This window comes from Flavobacterium sp. 9 (assembly GCF_002754195.1).
In the GTDB taxonomy this organism is placed as follows: domain Bacteria; phylum Bacteroidota; class Bacteroidia; order Flavobacteriales; family Flavobacteriaceae; genus Flavobacterium.
Map to the genome: position 1 here is coordinate 1068511 of NZ_PEEU01000001.1, position 20276 is coordinate 1088786.

A 20276-nucleotide genomic window follows, 5' to 3' on the forward strand; every position below is an offset into this window, starting at 1 on the left:
TAAATCGCTTACTTCCTCACATTCAAAACCCTCAAAATTCCCTTAAATATTTATCAATTTCAGATTTGTGATTTGGTAATTTTCAGCCTATATTTGCTATCGAATAAAACAGAATATGGAACAATTTGTAGTATCGGCTCGTAAATATCGCCCACAGACCTTTAAGGATGTTGTAGGTCAGAAAGCCATTACCAACACTTTGTTGAATGCTATTGACAGCAATCACCTTGCTTCTGCCCTATTATTCACAGGACCTCGTGGAGTTGGAAAAACAACTTGCGCGCGTATTCTGGCTCGTAAAATAAACCAGCCTGGATATGATGATCCTAATGAAGATTTTGCTTTTAACGTTTTTGAGTTAGATGCTGCTTCAAACAACTCGGTTGATGATATTCGTAATCTGATTGATCAGGTTCGAATCCCGCCACAAACCGGACAATACAAAGTTTATATCATTGACGAGGTTCATATGTTGTCTTCGGCCGCTTTTAATGCTTTCCTTAAAACATTAGAAGAGCCGCCAAAACATGCTATTTTTATTTTAGCAACAACAGAGAAACACAAGATTATTCCAACGATTTTATCTCGTTGTCAGATATTTGATTTCAAAAGAATTACTGTAAAAGACGCTAAAGAACATTTGGCAGAAGTTGCGACAAGTCAGGGAATCAATTTTGAAGACGATGCTTTGCACATTATTGCTCAAAAAGCTGATGGTGCAATGCGTGACGCTTTATCTATTTTTGACCGCGTTGTTTCGTATTGCGGAACTAATTTAACGCGTCAGGCTGTAACCGAAAACCTAAACGTTTTAGATTACGAAACTTATATCAGTATTACAGATTTACTTTTAGAGAATAAAATTCCGGATCTTTTATTGGCTTACAATGATATTCTTGCAAAAGGTTTTGACGGACATCATTTTATTGCTGGTTTAGCTTCGCATTTCAGAGATTTATTAGTGAGCAAAACTCCTGCTACTATTGCTTTACTTGAAGTTGGAGAACAAGCACAACAAATGTACGGTGTTCAGGCTCAGAAATGTTCTCAGGATTTTTTACTAAAAGGAATTGACATTGCAAATGACTGTGATTTAAAGTATAAATTAAGTCAAAACCAACGCCTTTTGGTCGAATTATGTTTGATGCAATTGGCCTCTATCAATTTTGATGGAGAAAAAAAAAAGTTGAGCAATTCATAATTCCGCCTACTTATTATAAAAACGGAAGCTACTCTATAATTGAAGTCCAAAGTCCAAAGTCAAAAGTTGAAAGTGCTGAAACTGTAAATCCAACTTCAAAAGTTGAAAATGCAGTAAGCCCAACAGAAACTCAAGCTCCGCCAAAACAAGAAACTCCTGTTGCTCCAAAACCGGAAACTAGCAACGAACCAAAAATTTCGGCTTTTTCATTATCTAGTATTCGAAAGAAAAAAGAGTTGGAAGCAGCTAGTATGACTTACGTAAAACCAACTTCTGTAATGCCTACAGAAGAATTTACGGAGACTGAAATGTTGGTACAATGGAATAAATATGCACAACGTTTAGGAGATAAAGGCCACAAAATCATGGAATCGTTATTATTAATTAACGATCCAACTTTAAACGGAACAGTCATTACTTTTGAATTACCAAATGAAGGTTCTAAATTAGATTTTGAGTCACAAATTCATGGTCTTTTAGGGCATTTAAAAGGACATTTACACAATCATGATATTACGATTGAAGTTAATGTAAATGAGACTATCGAAATTAAACGAAGTTTGAATGATCAGGATCGATACAATCGTTTAATGGAAATCAATCCAAATCTTGATCTTTTACGTTCTACATTTGGATTGGATTTAACTTCTTAAGATTTTTTTTCAAGAATATTCTTTGCCGCGAATTTCACGAATTTTAACGAATTTTAACGAATTTGCGTTGTTTATTGCGCATTAAGAATTAGTGAGAATTCGTGAAATTCGCGGCAAACTTTTTACTTATTTCGAAGTCCGAAATCATAGACTTTCTGTAACCATTTTTCTTTTTGAAAATCATCAGAAGTTTTTATGATTCCGATGTAGCTTACTTTTACGGGTTTTACGCCACAGAATTCTAAAGTAGTTTTCTTTAATTGATTGACACTTGGATTTCCATAAATCATTTTATAATACCAACTTGGCTGATCTAATGTTGTGATAATATGAGCTGTTTTTCCTTTGAGTAATTTATCCCACCAAACAGAGTTTTCTCGGTGCTCAAACGCCATTCCAGGTAAAAATAATCGGTCGATAAATCCTTTTGTTATTGCCGGAAGTCCGCCCCACCAGATTGGGTGAATCCAAACTAAATGATCTGCTTTTTTAATCTTTTGCCAGGATTCCACTAAATCAGGCTCTAATTCTGTTCGCTTTTGATAGCCAAACTGCAAATTGGGATTAAATTTTAAATCGGCAATTGTTATTGTGTCTACTTCTGATCCGGAAGCAATTGCGCCTTTTAAGTAAGATTCGGCAATTCCAAAATTAAAACTTGATGGATTTGGATGACCATTAATGATCAGTATTTTTTTCATATGATTTCTTTTTTAGCAAAAATACTATTGCAATGAAAATTATTACTGGACAAATGTCCTATAAAACCGCTTTTCTAATTCGGCTTAAATGCCTTGGCGTAACGCCTAAATAAGATGCTAAATATTGAAGCGGAATCAACTGAAGATATTTTTGGTGATTCTGATAAAGCTCTTCGTAACGTTGTGTTCCTGATAATTTCTGAAAAGAAATCATTCGTTTCTGAAGCGTTACATATTCCATTTCAGTCAATTTACGTCCAATTTCCTGCCAATGAATTCCTAAGTTATAAAGCTTTTCTAAACTTTCACGACTTAAAACCTGTAATTCTGTTTCGGCTAAAGCCTGAATATTTTCTTCGGCAACATTTTGAGTTATAAAACTGGAGAAGGAAGCCATAAATTCATTTTCGAAGGCAAAACAATTCGTGATTTCGTCTCCTTGATGATTGAAAAAATAAGATCTCAAAATCCCTTTTTTAATAAAATAGATTTCATTACAAACCTGATTTTCTTTCAACAGAAGTTCTCCTTTTTTAAGCGTACGAAAAGTAATTAAATCTTCTAATTGCTCTAATTCTTTCTGAGGTAAAATCTGAATCGATTGAAAAACGGTTTTCATTTGAAAAAATTCAGAATAAATTAATCTTTTGATGCAAAAACCCTTTCGATTCTTTTATCCGGCACAAGCCATATTAAAGCTACGACAACATAACAAGCACCTGAAATCCACACATTATAAAATGAAGAAACGATTCCAACAATATTAAGACCTGTAGAGATTTTACCTTTTAAATCTTCACCAATAGCTTTTCTTATAAGTGAATCTTTCCCTTCTGCCTCCAAAACCATTTTCTGCAGAATAATATAAGCCACTGCACATCCCAATAAAATAATTCCATAAAGCGCTAAAGGTGCTTTTTCGAAATTATGTTCTCCCATCCAACCGGTTGCGACAGGAATCAGAGAAAGCCAAAAAAGTAAATGTAGATTTGCCCAAAGAATTTTTCCGTTGATTTTGGTAAGACCATGAAGTAAATAATGGTGATTGTTCCAGTAAATTCCAACGTAAATAAAACTTAAAACATAACTTAGAAACTTAGGAATTAGTGGTTTTAGATCTGCAAACTCAATTCCATGAGGCACTTTTATTTCTAAAATCATTATGGTGATTATAATAGCCAAAACACCATCACTAAAGGCTTCAAGTCTAGTTTTATTCATTTATTAAATTATGCTGGTTATATATTTTTTTTGCCACAGATTAAAAGATTTGAATAGATTTCTTTTTTATTTTAATCTGTAAAAATCTTTTAATCTGTGGCATTATTTTTTTTTAAATTTTACCGTAATACATTGCTTTTACGATTCCGTCAGAAAGACCAATTTTAGGAACAAAAATTTGACGTGCTCCACTCCATTTCATCGCATTCAGATAAATTCTGGTCGCGTGAATAATTACGTCGGCACGATCTGAATTTAAACCTAATTCGGCAATTCTTTGTTCGTACGTTAACGAATTCAGGAATGCATATTGCGAATTAATATAAATGTATGAAAGCGGTTTTTCTTGTTGTTTTCCGGACATTTTAAACAATTTATTAATGTTTCCTCCGGAACCAATCAAGGTTACTTCTTCATAATCAGCTGTATTGGTTTTAATCCATTTTTCGATTTCATCCCAAACTGAATCGTGAACCATATTATTTAATAAACGAACTGTTCCGGCTTTGAAAGATCTTGAATTGATCATTTTTCCATCAGAGAACAATGTAAATTCAGTGCTTCCACCACCAACATCTACAAATAGATAGGTTTCGTCAGTTTTTAATAAATGATGTAAATCTGTTGAAGCGATAATTGCTGCTTCTTTTTTACCATCTATAATTTCAATTTTAATGTCGGCTTTTTTCTTAATCAAAGCGACAACTTCTTTGGCATTATAAGCTTCACGCATTGCCGAAGTTGCAAATGCCATATAACGCTCAACTTTATGTACTTTCATCAAAAGATTGAATGCTTTCATTGCATCAACCATTCGATCTATATTTTCTTCTGAAATTTCCCCTACTGTGAAGGCATCTTGTCCCAAACGAATTGGCACACGAACAAGCGAACTTTTATTAAATTGTGGTTCTTTGCCATCTTGCTCTACAACATTCGATATTAGTAACCTCATGGCATTTGAACCAATATCTATTGCTGCATATTTCCTTATATTAATCATGCTCACTTTATGATTTGAAATTTTATTATTTTAATTTGTTCGCTGCACTACCTCTGCGATTACATCAATTTTATTCTGATAATACTTGTAGGTTTCAAGCTGCGCTCTAAATGGGGCATGATGATTACGTGGCTTATACTTATTATCTAATTTATAGGAATGATATCTCACTTTTACATTCCCTTTCCATGCTATATTGAAATTATCTATTAATTCTTTTTTAATTTCAAGGTCATAAATCGGGCATGTTACCTCAACTCTTCCGTCTAGATTTCTGGTCATGAAATCGGCTGAAGAAATGTAAACTTCGGTTAAACCGGCATTTCCAAAAATGTACACTCTTGAATGTTCCAGATAGTTATCTACGATACTTATGGCTTCAATGTTTTCGCTCATTCCCGGGATTCCAGGTATTAAAGAACAAATCCCTCTTACCTGAAGCTGGATTTTTACTCCGGCATTACTGGCTTCGTATAATTTATCGATCATTTTAAAATCTGATAAACTATTCATTTTTAATTTAATATGCGTTTTTCTACCTGCTAATGCGTGCAGAATTTCACGGTCTATTAATTTAACAAATTTTGTTCTTGTATAATGTGGCGATACTATTAAATGCTTGTATCTGTGTACTCTATAGTTGATATCGAAAAATTCGAATATTTTAGAAATGTCTTTCAAAATTCCCTGATGACAGGTAAAAAGCGTAACATCTGTATAAATCTTAGCTGTTGATTCGTTAAAATTTCCTGTCGATATAAATCCGTAACGACGTGTTTTTCCTTCTTCAACTCTTTCGATTACACATATTTTACTGTGTACTTTTAAGCCTTTTATTCCAAAGATAAGATCGATTCCTTCGGTTTGCATTTGCTCTGCATACGAGATATTTGTAGCTTCATCAAAACGCGCCTGAAGTTCGATTTGTACGGTTACTTTTTTACCATTTTTAGCTGCATTAATCAAAGAACTAATGATTTGCGAATTTTTTGCCAAACGATATAAAGTGATTTTTATACTTGTAACTTTTGGATCTAAAGCGGCTTCACGCAAAAACTTTGTCAAATATGAAAATGACTGATATGGAGCGTGTAATAAATAATCTTTTTTATTTATTTTTTCTAAAATACTTCCGCCCAAACTTAACCCCGGAATTGGTAATGGTTCATTTGGTTTATAAAGTAAATCGTATCTTCCTAAATTTGGAAAACTCATATAATCACGACGATTGTGATATCTTCCGCCAGGAATTATACTATCTGTTTCTACAATTTTCATTTTATCAAGGAAAAAATGTAGCGTATCTTCTTCTATTAAATTGTCGTAAATAAAACGAACGGGTTCTCCTATTCTTCTATCTTTTACGGATGTTGCAATTTTCTCCAACATACTTTTACTCAAATCACTATCAATATCTAACTGCGCATCTCGCGTGATTTTGATCATGTGTGCGGAAACACTTTTATAATCGAAAATATTGAAAATATTCCCCAGATTATAACGTATTACATCGTCTATAAGGATAACATATTGTTTTTCATCGTTTGATGGCAGGACAACAAACCTGTTTATTGTTTTAGGAATTTCGATAATGGCGTATCGAATTTCATCATTCAAATTCATTTCCAGACGAACTGCCAAATAACCTAATGTATCTTTAAGAACAGGAAATTCAGCTAAATCATTCAAGATAATGGTTACTAATTCGGGACTTAATTTTTGAACAAAAAAGTCTTTTAGGTAGTTTTCCTGATATGTTGTAATCTGATCTTCGTTTATAACAAAGATATTTTCGGCTTCAAGTTCTGTTTCAATATTTCCTAAAATTCGTAAACTTTCTGATTGTTGCTGAATTACAATTTCGGTAATATCTTTAATTAATTGATGGGCAGAAACTCCGCCTAAATATTTTTCGCCAGAAATTCCGGAGAGACTCAACCGTCGAATTGCAGCATAACGAACTCTAAAAAATTCATCTAAATTATTGGAAAAAATTCCAACAAAACGCAACCTGTCTAAAAGCGGAACTGTATTATCTGCAGCTTCCTGAAGAACTCTTGCATTAAACGCTAACCAACTTTTTTCTCTATCGATATATTTCTGTTCGTACACTGGTATTTATTTTAAATCTTTGGGGAAAATGGTTTTATGGGTTTTGCCTTTATTAATAGTGTCCCAACTTTCTGAATCAAATCGTAATGATACGAAACCGGACGTAGGAACATTTTCGATAAAAACATCCCCAAATTTATTAACAAAATTTGTAATAGCCTCGTTATGTCCAAAAAGAATAACGCTATCGAAACTATTATCACATGATTTGATAACTTTCTCGAGTTGTCTCTCATCAAAGGTATAAAGGTCGTCTTTATAAACGATACTTTCAATAGGGTATGAAATATTTTGAGCAAAAATAAGAGCTGTTTCCGTGGCACGAGCGGCAGTACTACTCCATATAATATATGTCTTTGGCAGAAATTTTGAAATATTTGCTGATACATCATGTGCATCTAAAATACCTTTTTTCATTAAAGGTCTGTCAAAATCTTTTAAAGGAGCTTCCCAGCTGGATTTTGCGTGCCGTATTAAAATTAAATTTTTCATAAGCCGAAGGTTTAGAGATCTCCATTAAAGAGGTAAATCTTTATTTAAGTTCTAATTTACAAAAGAAATTCTAATACTCCTCCTTTTTTTATATCTGTTAACATTATATACAAATTTTAACAAGAATATGAAATTCTCAAAATTTTAACAATCCAAAATTTCTACTTACAAATTTTAACAAAAAGTGTACTTCATCTGTTAAAACAAACACTTCGTCGATATTATGCATATTACCAAAAAATTAACTAAATAATTGATTATTAGCGTTTTAAAACATTTCAAAAAACCACTTTTTCATGAAAAATTGAAAAAAAGCCACTAATTTTTTTTCAAAAAAATGACACAAAAATTACTTTTTGGAGGTATAATTTAACAAAAAAAGAACATTTCAACGAGTTTTTAGGTTAGTTACAGACAAAAAAAATCAAAATTAAACAGACTATATAACTTTGATTCTGTTAATTTTTCGCAAATACAACAAAACTAAATCTTAAGTTATGAGAACTAAATCTACTCTTGAAAAGGCAGTAAAATTTGTAACCAATTGTAAGTTTATTTTTTCGTTCAAAAAAAATATCTTTCAAAAAAACATTTTTTCTATACTGTTTTGTTTACTAACAACTCTTTCGTTTGCCCAATCTGGTTCGTGTAACGCAACTCTGGGTGTCGAGAAAAACCGAAACTACAGCAACGCTGGTGATGATGGCGCTTATTTTACGCTGGTGATAACCAATGAGGGAAATTCTACTGATGTTTATAATCTGAGCGCTTTGAATATAAATGGTAATTGCGTAAACAATGATCAGACGAGTACTTCTCAAAATGTTAACTTAATTGGCAGTTTTCTGGACAATAGTTCTGTACCGATCACTTCGATCACTGTTTCATCTCATCAAACAGCTACTTTCTCAATTCATTTAACGGTCCCTCGAGGAACTGCATACAACAAATGGAATTGTACCCAAATAAATGCGACATCTACAAATTGTAGTAATTACACAGCGAGCACTATTGTTCATACAATCGTAAACAATCCTTCTGAAAATTAAATAGTTCGTTTCGAAATATTTAGTTGTTTTTCAATTTAAATTCATATAAAATGAAAAAAACATTACACTTTATCCATTTTATGAAACAAGTTAACAAAACATTCTATTTGTTACTTTTTTTAATTTCTTCTACGATAGGTTTTGCACAAACAATTACACCAACAAAAACTGTTACTGTAGCACCTGGAGTCTGTGGAGCATTAGATGTGGAATTAAAAATTCAAGGTTCAAACCCTGTTGCCAGACCTTTAGAAGTTGTTTTAGTTATTGACGTATCCGGAAGTATGGGCGACGGAAATAATCCGAAGCCATTATCTTATGCTCAGGATGCTGCCAATGATTTTATTGACAAAATGTTTCTTGCTGCGAATAACCCAACCGGGAATAATAAAGTGGCAATCGTAACTTTTAGTAATAGTGGTTTAATAAGACAAGGGTTTACTGGTTCTGCCGGTAAAGCCGGACTAAAAACCATCATTAACGGACTTGTTGCAAATGGTGGTACCAATATCGAAGATGGTATTCTTAAAGCCAATCAGGTTTTAGCGACAGCAACTTATAATTGTTCGACCGCAAGAAGTATGGTTTTATTGACTGATGGGGTTGCTAATGCATCTGCTTCTCATGGTACTGGCTGCTCTAGTGGTCAACAAGGTACTTGTATACAGGATGCTATTGCTGCTGCTAATGCTGGAAAAACTGTTGTTGTATCGGGAGTTACCTATAATAATCAAATTTTTACTGTTGGATTATTTGGCGCTATTAACGGAACCGAACAAACTGATGCACAATATACTCTAAATCAAATCCAGTCAGGAGGTTCTTTCTTTACTGAAAATGCTGCTGATTTAACTGGAATTTATTCTCAAATTTTCACTCAATTATCATGGGTTGCAAAACAAATAGTGGGAACTCCTTTTGAAAAAGAAACTGTTGATCCTAATTTTATAATTGGAACTGTAACTTCTACTAAGGGAACTACTACTGTTACCGGACAACAAATTGCCTGGAATATTGACTTTTTGAATGTTGAAACTATCACGTTAAAATATCGATTAACTCCAAAACCAAACACATGCGGTAATCAGATGGTTAGTACATCGAGATTAGATTTCCAAAATGCGCTTTGTGTCACAACATTCCAAGACATAACTTCTCCAACTACAAATGTTCCCTGCCCAATTGTAACGGTAGCGAATCAAACAAATGTTACTTGTTTTGGAGGTAATAATGGAGCTATTACACTTAATACTCCAACTGGCGGTCAAGGTCCATATACTTATAAATGGACTAAAAACGATGTAAATTTCGCAACTACAAAAGACATATCTGTTCTAACTGTTGGAACTTACAAAGTGATCGCAACTGACAATAATAACTGCGCAACGGCTATATTAACGATTAATATAACACAACCTGCAGCAGCTTTAGCTCTTGCGGCTTCTTCTAAAACAGATGCTACTTGTAACGGTGCAAGTTCTGGAAGTGTAACTGCAGGAGTAGTAACAAACTCCGTAGGAACTGTAACTTATTCCTGGAAAAATAGTTCGAATGTGGTTGTAGGAACTACAGCTTCTGTAACTGGACTTCCAACCGGAACATATACATTGACGGTAACAGATTCTTGTTCTAGTCAATCTAATTCGGTTACTGTCGGACAACCGGCTTCACCTTTAGCATTAGCGGCTTCTTCTAAAACAGATGCTTCTTGTAATGGTGCAAGTACCGGAAGTGTAACTGCTGGAGCGGTAACAAATTTCGTAGGAACTGTAACTTATTCCTGGAAAAACAGCTCTAATGTGGTTGTGGGAACTACAGCTTCTGTAACTGGACTTCCTGCCGGAACTTATACATTAACAGTAACGGATTCCTGTTCGAATAAATCTAATTCGGTAACCATTGGACAACCGGCTTTCCCTCTTACATTAGCAGCTTCTTCTAAAACAGATGCTTCTTGTTACGGCGCAAGTTCTGGATCAGTAACTGCTGGAGCGGTAACAAATTCTATAGGAACTGTAACTTATTCCTGGAAAAACAGCTCTAACGTGGTTGTGGGAACGACAGCTTCTGTAACTGGACTTCCTACCGGAACTTATACTTTGACTGTAACAGATTCTTGTTCTAGTCAATCTAATTCAGTAACTATTGGACAACCAAGTTTACCTTTAGCATTAGCGGCTTCTTCTAAAACAGATGCTTCTTGCTACGGTGCAAGTTCTGGAAGTGTAACTGCTGGAGCGGTAACAAATTTCGTAGGAACTGTAACTTATTCCTGGAAAAATAGTTCGAATGTGGTTGTTGGAACTACAGCTTCTGTAACAGGACTTCCAACCGGAACTTATACATTGACCGTAACAGATTCTTGTTCTAGTCAATCTAATTCGGTTACTGTTGGACAACCTTCTTCACCTTTAGCATTAGCGGCTTCTTCTAAAACAGACGCTTCTTGTAATGGTGCAAGTACCGGAAGTGTAACCGCTGGAGCAGTAACAAATTTCGTAGGAACTGTAACTTATTCCTGGAAAAATAGCTCTAATGTGGTTGTGGGAACTACAGCGTCTGTAACTGGGCTTCCAACTGGAACTTATACATTGACTGTAACAGATTCTTGTTCTAGTCAATCAAATTCAGTGACTATTGGGCAACCGGCTTTACCTTTAGCATTAGCAGCTTCTTCTAAAACAGACGCTTCTTGTTACGGTGCAAGTTCTGGAAGTGTAACTGCTGGAGCGGTAACAAATTTCGTAGGAACTGTAACTTATTCCTGGAAAAATAGCTCTAATGTGGTTGTGGGAACTACAGCGTCTGTAACTGGGCTTCCAACTGGAACTTATACTTTGACTGTAACCGATTCTTGTTCTAGCCAATCTAATTCAGTAACTATTGGGCAACCAGCTTTACCTTTAGCATTAGCGGCTTCTTCTAAAACAGACGCTTCTTGTTACGGTGCAAGTTCTGGAAGTGTAACTGCCGGAGCGGTAACAAATTTCGTAGGAACTGTAACTTATTCCTGGAAAAATAGCTCAAATATAGTAGTTGGAACTACAGCTTCTGTGACTGGACTTCCAACCGGAACTTATACATTGACTGTAACAGATTCTTGTTCTAGCCAATCTAATTCAGTAACTATTGGGCAACCGGCTTTACCTTTAGCTTTAGCAGCTTCTTCTAAAACAGATGCTTCTTGCTACGGTGCAAGTTCTGGATCAGTAACTGCAGGAACAGTAACAAATTTCGTAGGAACTGTAACTTATTCTTGGGTAAACAGCTCTAATACTATAGTTGGAACTACAGCTTCTGTAACAGGTCTTCCAACCGGAACATATACTTTGACTGTAACAGATTCTTGTTCTAGTCAATCTAATTCAGTGACTATTGGACAACCGGCTTTACCTTTGGCTTTAGCGGCTTCTTCTAAAACAGATGCTTCTTGTTATGGTGCAAGTTCTGGAAGTGTAACTGCAGGAGCGGTAACAAATTTCGTAGGAACTGTAACTTATTCTTGGGTAAACAGCTCAAATACTATAGTTGGAACTACAGCTTCTGTAACAGGGCTTCCAACCGGAACTTATACTTTGACTGTAACAGATTCTTGTTCTAGTCAATCCAATTCAGTAAATATTGGGCAACCAGCACTTCCTTTAGCTTTAGCAGCTTCTTCTAAAACAGATGCTTCTTGTTATGGTGACAGTACTGGATCAGTAACTGCGGGAACTGTAACAAACACCGTAGGAACTGTGTCTTACTCTTGGGTAAACAGCTCAAATACAGTAGTAGGAACTACAGCTTCTGTTAATGGGCTTCCAACCGGAACTTATACTTTGACTGTAACAGATTCTTGTTCTAGCCAATCAAATTCGGTAACTATTGGGCAACCTTCTGATCCTTTGTCTTGTTCAATTACACAAAACAAAGCAGTAACTTCAAATGGATTGAGCGATGGTGAAGCAACTGTTTCTCCTCTTGGCGGAAATGGTAATTATACCTACTTATGGGATAATAATGAGACTACACAAAAAGCAATTGCTTTAAATGCCGGATTACATTCTGTAACGGTAACAGATTCTAAAGGTTGTACAACAACTTGTACAATTACTATTTCGCAACCAAATGTTTTGTCTTGTAGTGTCGTTCAAGATGCTCCTGCAAAATGTTACGGTGATAATAATGGTATTGCAACCGTTACAGCTATTGGAGGAAACGGAGACTATACTTATCTATGGGATAACAACGAAACAACAATTCAGGCAACAGCTTTAACTGCCGGTTTACATACCGTAACTATTACTGACAAGTTAGGATACAAAACAACTTGCGATGTTACAATCGGACAACCACAAGCGGCCTTAACTGCAGCCATAAATAATAAAACTGATGTAAACTGTAAAGGTGATGCAACTGGTTCTGCAACAGCATCTGCAACTGGAGGAAACGGAACTTATTCTTATTCTTGGAATACTAATCCAATTCAAACTTCTGCTACAGCTACAAACTTAATCGCAGGAACTTACATTGTAACTGTGACTGACGAAAAAGGTTGTACTGATACTGAACAAATAACAATTACAGAACCTGAACTTGCACTTACAGCAGCAATCACAACTGATACTAATGTAAATTGTAAAGGTGATGCAACTGGTTCTGCAACAGCTTCTGCAACCGGAGGAACCGGAACTTATTCTTATTCTTGGAATACAAATCCGGTACAAACTACAGCTACAGCTACGAACTTAATTGCAGGAACTTACATTGTAACGGTAACTGACGAAAAAGGTTGTACTGATACAGAACAAATAACAATTACTGAACCTCAACTTGCATTAACAGCGACAATCAATACTGATATTAATGTAAACTGTAAAGGTGATGCAACTGGTTCTGCAACAGCTTCTGCAACTGGAGGAACTGGAACTTATTCTTATTCTTGGAATACGAATCCAATTCAAACTTCGGCTACAGCCAATAATTTAATCGCAGGAACTTACATTGTAACGGTAACTGACGAAAAAGGCTGTACTGATACGGAACAAATAACAATTACCGAACCTGAACTTTCACTTACAGCAGCAATCAATACTGATACTAATGTAAATTGTAAAGGTGATGCAACTGGTTCTGCAACAGCATCTGCAACCGGAGGAACTGGAAGTTATTCTTATTCTTGGAATACAAATCCAATTCAAACTACAGCTACAGCTACAAACTTGATTGCAGGAACTTACATCGTAACGGTAACTGACGAAAAAGGTTGTACTGATACGGAACAAATAACAATTACTGAACCTGAACTTGCACTTACAGCAGCAATCACAACTGATACTAATGTAAATTGTAAAGGTGACGCAACTGGTTCTGCAACAGCTTCTGCAACCGGAGGAACAGGAAGTTATTCTTATTCTTGGAATACAAATCCGGTACAAACTTCGGCTACAGCTACAAACTTAATCGCAGGAACTTACATCGTAACGGTAACTGACGAAAAAGGATGTACTGATACTGAACAAATAACAATTACTGAACCTGAACTTTCACTTACAGCAGCAATCTCAACTGATACTAATGTAAATTGTAAAGGTGACGCAACTGGTTCTGCAACAGCTTCTGCAACCGGAGGAACTGGAACTTATTCTTATTCTTGGAATACGAATCCAATTCAAACTTCGGCTACAGCTACAAACTTAATCGCAGGAACTTACATCGTAACTGTGACTGACGAAAAAGGTTGTACTGACACAGAACAAATAACAATTACTGAACCTGAACTTGCATTAACTGCAGCAATCAATACCGATACTAATGTAAATTGTAAAGGTGACGCAACTGGTTCTGCAACAGCATCTGCAACCGGAGGAACAGGAAGTTATTCTTATTCTTGGAATACAAATCCAATTCAAACTTCGGCTACAGCTACAAACTTAACCGCAGGAACTTATATTGTAACTGTGACTGACGAAAAAGGTTGTACTGACACAGAACAAATAACAATTACTGAACCTGAACTTGCATTAACAGCAGCAATCACAACTGATACTAATGTAAATTGTAAAGGTGACGCAACTGGTTCTGCAACAGCTTCTGCAACCGGAGGAACTGGAACTTATTCTTATTCTTGGAATACAAATCCGGTACAAACTTCGGCTACAGCTACAAACTTAATTGCGGGAACTTATATCGTAACTGTGACTGACGAAAAAGGTTGTACTGATACTGAACAAATAACAATTACAGAACCTGAACTTGCACTTACAGCAGCGATCACAACTGACACTAATGTAAATTGTAAAGGTGATGCAACTGGTTCTGCAACAGCGTCTACAACCGGAGGAACTGGAACTTATTCTTATTCTTGGAATACAAATCCAATTCAAACTTCGGCTACAGCTACAAACTTAATCGCAGGAACTTACATCGTAACTGTAACTGACGAAAAAGGTTGTACTGATACGGAACAAATAACAATTACTGAACCTGAACTTGCACTTACAGCAGCAATCTCAACTGATACTAATGTAAATTGTAAAGGTGATGCAACTGGTTCTGCAACAGCATCTGCAACCGGAGGAACTGGAACTTATTCTTACTCTTGGAATACAAATCCAATTCAGACTTCGGCTACAGCTACAAACTTAATCGCAGGAACTTACATCGTAACTGTAACTGACGAAAAAGGTTGTACTGATACGGAACAAATAACAATTACAGAACCTGAACTTGCACTTACAGCTACAAAATCTCAAGTAAACGCGAGTTGTGGTGGAGCCGAAAGTGGATCTGCAACTGTAGTAGCTTCTGGAGGAACTGGTCCTTACACTTATTCTTGGAATACAAATCCGGTGCAAACTTCGGCTACAGCCACAAATCTTTTAGCTGGAAGTTATAGTGTAGTAATTACTGATTCTAAAGGTTGTACACATACGGTTTCATTTGAAATTCTTGATGGTGATTCGGTTAAACCAATAATTGATCCGCTACCGGAAACCTCAACTATTAATTGTCCGGCAGAACCTGTATTTGCTCAGGCAACTGCAACAGACGACAATGGTACAATTGCTTCATTAACTTATGAAGATACTGTAACTCCTGGCAATTGTGCTGGTTCTTATACAAAAACAAGAACCTGGACAGCTAAAGATGCTTGTGGAAATGTTTCTCTTCCTGTAAGTCAAACAATTATTGTACAAGACATTACAGCGCCAACTTGGTCAACTGAAATTGCTTCTTTAAATAAAACTATCGAGTGTAGTGATGCTGAAGCTTTGAGATCGGCGCAAGCCCTATCTCCTGTTGCAACAGACGCTTGTGATACTGATGTTACAAATATCGTAAAAGTATCTGGTCAGTTTGTAGCTAACGAAGGTTGTGCAAACTCAGGAACTTACACTAATACGTGGACTGTAAAAGACGATTGTGGAAATACTTCTGATACTTTCACCCAAGTAATTACTATTCAAGATACTACAGCGCCAACTTGGTCTACTGAAGTTGCTTCACTAAATAAAACTATCGAATGTAGTAATGCTGAAGCTTTATCATCTGCGCAAGCTTTATTCCCTACAGCGACAGACGCTTGTGATACTGATGTTTCGAATATCGTAAAAGTATCTGGTCAGTTTGTAGCTAACGAAGGTTGTGCAAACTCAGGAACTTATACTAATACCTGGACTGTAAAAGACGATTGTGGAAATACTTCGGATACTTTCACGCAAGTGATTACTATTCAAGATACTACAGAGCCAACTTGGTCTACTGAAGTTGCTTCGCTAAATAAAACTATCGAATGTAGTAATGCTGAAGCTTTAGCGTCTGCGCAAGTTTTATTCCCAACTGCAACTGACGCTTGTGATACTGATGTTACGAATATCGTAAAAGTATCTGGTCAGTTTGTAGCTAACGAAGGTTGTGCAAATTCAGGAACTTATACTAATACCTGGACTGTAAAAGACGATTGTGGAAATACTTCTGATACTTTCACACAAGTAATTACGATTCAAGATACTACAGCGCCAACTTGGTCTACTGAAGTTGCTTCACTAAATAAAACTATCGAATGTAGTAATGCTGAAGCTTTATCATCTGCGCAAGCTTTATTCCCAACTGCGACAGACGCTTGTGATACTGATGTTTCGAATATCGTAAAAGTTTCCGGTCAGTTTGTAGCTTCAGAAACTTGTTCAAATGCGGGAACTTACACCAATACCTGGACTGTAAAAGACGATTGTGGAAATACTTCGGATACTTTCACGCAAGTGATTACGATTCAAGATACTACAGCGCCAATATTTGCTGGAGAACTTCCTGGTGATATTACAGTTTCTTGTGATGCTGTACCTGCTGCGGCAAACGTTGAAGCTTCTGATAATTGTAATGGTAATTTACCAATCGTTTTCAGCGAAGTTAAAAGTGGTATTGTAAACGAATGTCCAACAAATTATACTTTGACTCGTAAATGGACCACTAGCGATTGTGGCGGAAACATTGCTTCTTACACTCAAATTATTACAGTAAGAGACACAACTCCTCCTACAGGAACTGCTCCTTCAAATGTTGCGAACTTACAAAGTATTGCAGATATTCCTGCCGGAAGTCCTGGAGATATAACTGATGCTGCTGATAATTGCAGTCCTACCATAAACATTACTGTTAGCGACTCTCATAATGAAGCCAGCGGATGTGATGGAAATGCTTATATCTTAACAAGAACATATACTTTGACAGATTGTGCGGGTAATAAAACAGAACTTGTTCGAACTTTTACTGTCGACAACAAAGTTTCTATAAACGCTACAGTTTCAAATGTTACTTGTCTTGGAGCACATGACGGTTCGATTACAGTTACTAATAGTCCTGGTTCAACTGTAATTATCAGAAATGCAAATAACGAAATTGTTGGTAATACAAATTTACCAGCAGGAACTTATACGCTAACTGCAACATCTGCAGTAAATACTGAAAATCAAACGTGTACAGCTACAACTACAGTTGTGATAACTGAGCCTAATTACACGATTAAAATATCCGGACAAATTATTAATGTAGACACTAATACTCCAATTGCAAATGTACCGGTTACATTGATTCCACAAGGTACTACAACAGGTCCTATCCTATTGCGTATCACCGGAGCAGATGGTCGTTATACCTTTACAGGAATGCCTGCCGGAAGTTACTTAGTTCAGGTTCAGGATGCGAATTTAAATAGTGCATACCAATTATATCCTGTAGATTCAAGCTTGTTCTTTACTACTCTTGAAGATTGTAAATTCCAGGAACATAATTTTGAATATGGAAAATCAAACCTTCCGGTATTAGGAGATTATGTTTGGTATGATACTAATGGAAATGGCGTTCAGGACGAATGGTACGATGCAAATAATGATGGCGTTGTAACTAAAAATGTTCCAGATGCAAATGGCGCTATAGACTTTAGTCTATGGGAATGGATCGATCTTAATGGAGATGGAAGTTATGCAGGTCCTCAAAATGTAGGTGAATTAAATGCCGGTGGTTTTGGAAATGCAGCAAGTCCAAACGTTATTATCGATGGTCCTAACGGATATCATAAAGAAGTAATTGTAGGTATTGCAGGATTCTGGAGAGACAGACCTGGAACTCCAAACCCTTACGGAGATTATAATATAAAATTGGTAAGAGATGCAAACTTAGACGCTGTTGCAACGGCTTTAGGAGTTACAGGTTTAGTAAAAGTTATTCCATCTGGTGGAACAAACAAAAACAAAACTTCTAAACCAGCCAAAATAGCAATGCACACCGTTTGTCAAACTACAAGCACTGCCGGATATATTGTTACAGTAACTGCCGAAGACTTAGTTCACTTAGATGCTGACTTTGGTGTAAACTGTAAAGAATACCGCGATATTGTAGCCAATGATGATAGCGCAGGACCATTCCCTGGAGTGAATCATACTCAGCCAAATGTTCTGAATGTATTACCAAATGATACTATCGAAGGTGTAGTTGTAACGGCTTCTGATGTTATTATAACTACAGTAACACCAAATGAGTTTTTACAATTGAATCCTGACGGCTCTATAGATATTTTGCCAAATGCTCCAGCAGGAACTTTGACAATGGTATACCAAATTTGTGAAGCTGATCAAACTTCAAACTGCGATACTGCAACAGTTACAATAACTATTGAAGCACCAACGATGACAGTTACAGCAACAGCAATTTGTGTAAACGACGTTCCGTACCTTGATTACGTAGTAACTCCAGGAAACTTTACTCCGGTAAATGGTGTAACAATTGCCTGGGCAGATGCTGCTAACAATGTAGTAACTACAATGACGGACTTACCACTAAACGGACGTGTATTATGGCCTGGTGCTATAGTTGATCAAGCCGGACATGGTATTGACTGGCCAGGATGGGTATTCCAAAATAATAAATGGATACAAGCGCCTGACGGATTTGAAGGTCTTCGTCCAAAAGCTAACGTGACATTATCTGTTAATCCAAGCCAAACAATTACTGTAGATTATCCGCCAGCAGATCCTTTCTGTACTGCAAGACCAACGTTTGCAATTGTAGCAAATGATGATAGTGCAGGTCCCTTGCCAGCAGCAATTGGAGGAACAAACGTATTGAATGTTTATACTAACGATACCTTAAACGGTGATCCAGTAAATCCTGCAGATGTTACGCTTACATTAGTAACACCAGATCCTACCGGAGCATTAACACTAAACCCTGATGGTTCTGTAGATGTAAAAGTGGGTACTCTTGGAGGAACTTATACTTTAACGTATCAAATTTGTGAAAATGCTGATAACGGAAATTGTGATACCGCAATCGTAACCGTTACAGTTCTTGACCCAGCGCCACCAACTCCGGTTGATGCTGTAGACGATACTTATACTGTGGGTTGTAACACTTTTGGATTAGTTGGAAACGTTTTAGCCAATGACTTAAAAGGAAATATTCCGGCGACATTAGAGTTGGTAAACTTTACCTTATTAGACCAAACCGGAAATGATCCAAATATAACTGTTGACGCATCCGGAAATGTAACAGTTTCAAGTTTAACTCCGGCTGGTACTTATACTTATTCTTATAGAATTTGTGATAAACTAAGCGCTGAGAATTGTGATACAGCAACAATTACGATCACAGTTTCTCCAAATGGTGTAACAAATATTGCCAGCAAAGCTTGTAATGACGATAGAACTCCTATTGATTTACATGCCTTATTGCCAGAAAACACACCACAAACCGGAACCTGGATTGATACTGATGGCAGCAATGCACTGCAAGGAAATGTACTTAACGCATTTGGACTCGCAATTGGCAATTATAAATTTGAATATAAAATAGCCGATGAAAATTGTCCAAGAAGTGTACTTCTTAACATGGAAGTAAATGCTGATTGTGTAGTATTAGCGTGCGAAAATATTGTAATACACAATGCCTTCTCGCCTAATGGAGATGGAAAAAATGATGTTTTCGTAATTGATAATATCGATGAGACAACATGTTATCCTGAAAACACTGTAGAAATCTATAATCGTTGGGGAATATTAGTATTTGAAACTAGTAATTACAATAACACAACCAACAATTTTGACGGAACCTCAAGAGGTAGAACGACTGTAAAACAATCAGACGGATTACCAACAGGAACTTATTTCTACATCGTTACCTACAAATCTCTTGACGGAAATAATGTAGTTCAAAATCATAAACTAGATGGATACTTATATCTGTCTAAATAGAACATAGCAGAAGAAATGCTCTATAACAGACATTCTATTATAGAGCATTATCCGATAATTAATAAAAATAAATCCTTATTCCCTGAATAAGCGAATGCATTGAATTTTTTGA

10 protein-coding genes are annotated in these 20276 nt (G+C 36.1%); 4 read left to right on the forward strand and 6 right to left on the reverse strand.

Features of this window, described 5'->3' with window-relative positions:
* The first annotated feature begins 115 nt into the window (after positions 1-115).
* Both dnaX and CLU81_RS03770 read left to right on the forward strand, forming a co-directional pair.
* Positions 116-1201 (forward strand): DNA polymerase III subunit gamma/tau, encoded by a 1086-nt coding sequence (gene dnaX, locus CLU81_RS03765; RefSeq protein WP_089350285.1) that lies wholly within the window; start codon positions 116-118, stop codon positions 1199-1201.
* 251 nt (positions 1202-1452) lie between these two features.
* The gene (locus CLU81_RS03770; RefSeq protein WP_233209647.1) at positions 1453-1854 is read left to right on the forward strand and encodes a hypothetical protein; all 402 of its coding nucleotides are present in this window, start codon (positions 1453-1455) and stop codon (positions 1852-1854) included.
* Positions 1855-1976: 122 nt separating this feature from the next.
* Here the strand turns inward: CLU81_RS03770 and CLU81_RS03775 are convergent, their stop codons facing one another.
* The 6 genes from CLU81_RS03775 to CLU81_RS03800 form a co-directional block, all read right to left on the reverse strand.
* The gene (locus CLU81_RS03775) at positions 1977-2555 is read right to left on the reverse strand and encodes an NAD(P)H-dependent oxidoreductase (RefSeq protein ID WP_099708606.1); all 579 of its coding nucleotides are present in this window, start codon (positions 2553-2555) and stop codon (positions 1977-1979) included.
* A 58-nt stretch (positions 2556-2613) separates the two neighbouring features.
* Positions 2614-3174, reverse strand: a complete 561-nt coding sequence (locus tag CLU81_RS03780; RefSeq protein ID WP_099708607.1) for a Crp/Fnr family transcriptional regulator — start codon at positions 3172-3174, stop codon at positions 2614-2616.
* 20 nt (positions 3175-3194) lie between these two features.
* Positions 3195-3776, reverse strand: coding sequence for a TMEM175 family protein (locus tag CLU81_RS03785; protein WP_099708608.1), 582 nt, complete (start codon positions 3774-3776; stop codon positions 3195-3197).
* Positions 3777-3888: 112 nt separating this feature from the next.
* A complete protein-coding gene (locus CLU81_RS03790; protein ID WP_099708609.1) occupies positions 3889-4779 on the reverse strand; it encodes a Ppx/GppA phosphatase family protein in 891 nt (296 codons plus the stop codon).
* Between the two features lie 30 nt (positions 4780-4809).
* Positions 4810-6891, reverse strand: a complete 2082-nt coding sequence (gene ppk1, locus CLU81_RS03795; protein ID WP_199174547.1) for a polyphosphate kinase 1 — start codon at positions 6889-6891, stop codon at positions 4810-4812.
* A 6-nt stretch (positions 6892-6897) separates the two neighbouring features.
* A complete protein-coding gene (locus CLU81_RS03800; RefSeq protein ID WP_099708611.1) occupies positions 6898-7383 on the reverse strand; it encodes a histidine phosphatase family protein in 486 nt (161 codons plus the stop codon).
* 497 nt (positions 7384-7880) lie between these two features.
* On the opposite strand from CLU81_RS03800, the gene CLU81_RS03805 reads away from it, so the two are divergent.
* Both CLU81_RS03805 and CLU81_RS03810 read left to right on the forward strand, forming a co-directional pair.
* Entirely contained in the window at positions 7881-8432 is a 552-nt protein-coding gene (locus tag CLU81_RS03805) for a hypothetical protein (protein ID WP_099708612.1), read from the forward strand.
* Between the two features lie 50 nt (positions 8433-8482).
* The gene (locus CLU81_RS03810; protein WP_099708613.1) at positions 8483-20164 is read left to right on the forward strand and encodes a gliding motility-associated C-terminal domain-containing protein; all 11682 of its coding nucleotides are present in this window, start codon (positions 8483-8485) and stop codon (positions 20162-20164) included.
* Positions 20165-20276: the final 112 nt, after the last annotated feature.

Bases quoted from the DNA above. Each gene is read 5' to 3' on its own strand.
- CLU81_RS03805 (WP_099708612.1), top strand. From the start codon at position 7,881: ATGAGAACTAAATCTACTCTTGAAAAGGCAGTAAAATTTGTAACCAAT.
- CLU81_RS03800 (WP_099708611.1), bottom strand. From the start codon at position 7,383: ATGAAAAATTTAATTTTAATACGGCACGCAAAATCCAGCTGGGAAGCT.
- CLU81_RS03790 (WP_099708609.1), bottom strand. From the start codon at position 4,779: ATGATTAATATAAGGAAATATGCAGCAATAGATATTGGTTCAAATGCC.
- CLU81_RS03785 (WP_099708608.1), bottom strand. From the start codon at position 3,776: ATGAATAAAACTAGACTTGAAGCCTTTAGTGATGGTGTTTTGGCTATT.
- dnaX (WP_089350285.1), top strand. From the start codon at position 116: ATGGAACAATTTGTAGTATCGGCTCGTAAATATCGCCCACAGACCTTT.
- CLU81_RS03775 (WP_099708606.1), bottom strand. From the start codon at position 2,555: ATGAAAAAAATACTGATCATTAATGGTCATCCAAATCCATCAAGTTTT.
- CLU81_RS03770 (WP_233209647.1), top strand. From the start codon at position 1,453: ATGACTTACGTAAAACCAACTTCTGTAATGCCTACAGAAGAATTTACG.
- CLU81_RS03810 (WP_099708613.1), top strand. From the start codon at position 8,483: ATGAAAAAAACATTACACTTTATCCATTTTATGAAACAAGTTAACAAA.
- CLU81_RS03780 (WP_099708607.1), bottom strand. From the start codon at position 3,174: ATGAAAACCGTTTTTCAATCGATTCAGATTTTACCTCAGAAAGAATTA.